This is a genomic window from Bacillus cereus group sp. N24 (genome assembly GCF_016483345.1).
In the GTDB taxonomy this organism is placed as follows: domain Bacteria; phylum Bacillota; class Bacilli; order Bacillales; family Bacillaceae_G; genus Bacillus_A; species Bacillus_A toyonensis.
This window is the reverse complement of the sequence record NZ_JAEHCA010000080.1, coordinates 1-1,137: the sequence shown is the minus strand read 5'-3', so window position 1 is coordinate 1,137 and position 1,137 is coordinate 1. Positions and strand designations below refer to the sequence as shown.

Genomic DNA, 1,137 nt, shown 5'->3' with positions numbered 1-1,137 from the left:
AAAACTGCGTCAACGTACAAAATATCGCCGTAGCACGCTTGATATGGTACGGCTTCTGGTCTAAGGCAATGATACATGCCAGTATGTTTTACTTTTTGATACTGTTGTTGTGAAAATTTAATTGCTAACTCTTTCGTATACTTGCCACCATTTGCGCCAACAAAATCAAAAAAACCTGTTCCAAAATTGTATGCTTGAAGGGCTGTTTTGATATGATCCATGTCCCCTGGACTCGTTACTCCAGCTCTTTCTATCGCATGTTTAAACTCCTGTACACCTGCCCAAATACTGTAATCTGGATCTGTAATACAGTTTGGTGATTTACAATACTTCGTATTAAATGCGCCTTCGGAACTCTGCATTGGATCGCTGCCACGCCCTCCGCTCTCTTGCATCATTTGAGCAAGCATTAAAGCGACAAACGGTTCCACCCCAAAGGCTTTCGCATGCTTCCGAATCGTAGGTTCCCATTTTAGAACTTCAGGCGAAACATTCATGACTTGCCCTTCACCTGTATACGTAATATCACCTGCGTCTGTTCCGCTATCGCTCCCCATCGCTGCAATAAAAATGCTTACGATTCCAAGTAAAAGAAAAGAAAAAAGACCCATCACAAGTAGTGCTAAAGTGATGAGCCATTTCTTTGGTATAACCTTTAAAACTAGATGCATGGTATTAAGCACCTCCCCCGAATAACATCAATTCTTCATCTGTTACTTCTACATGGAAGTGAATGTTTTTTACAGCCCCAATGCTTAAAATCACATCCCCTGTTGGCAAATGTGGAATCGCTGCAATCTCACTTTCACTTAACTGTCCTGCAAATACTTTTCTTAACATATCTAAACTGTTATTATCTTGCTGCATAATAAATTTGTACTGTGTAAGTTCAAATAACTTTTTAATTTCATCAATCATTTCTTGTGAAGATCCTTCCGGTACAAAATCCCGAATCGTGTGACTTGCATATAAAAGCCCTGCAAAATATTTTCGATCTTCTCGGCTAAATTTCGTTAAAAATTGTAGCGCATGAGCGCTTTCTTTTTTCGTGTTAATAATGTGATGCGCCTCGTCAATAATAATGAAATAACGAATTACATCTTCAAAAGCAAGTTGTTGTTTCGTATATGCCTCTAA

1 protein-coding gene and 1 pseudogene are annotated in these 1,137 nt (G+C 39.0%); both read right to left on the bottom strand.

The features are described 5' to 3' along the window. Positions 1–671, bottom strand: a 671-nt coding sequence (locus JDS95_RS30410; RefSeq protein WP_199691043.1) for a lysozyme family protein, incomplete at its 3' end; no start/stop codon positions are given. Positions 672–675: 4 nt separating this feature from the next. After that, positions 676–1,137: pseudogene (locus JDS95_RS30405) on the bottom strand (VirB4 family type IV secretion system protein); the annotation flags it as partial.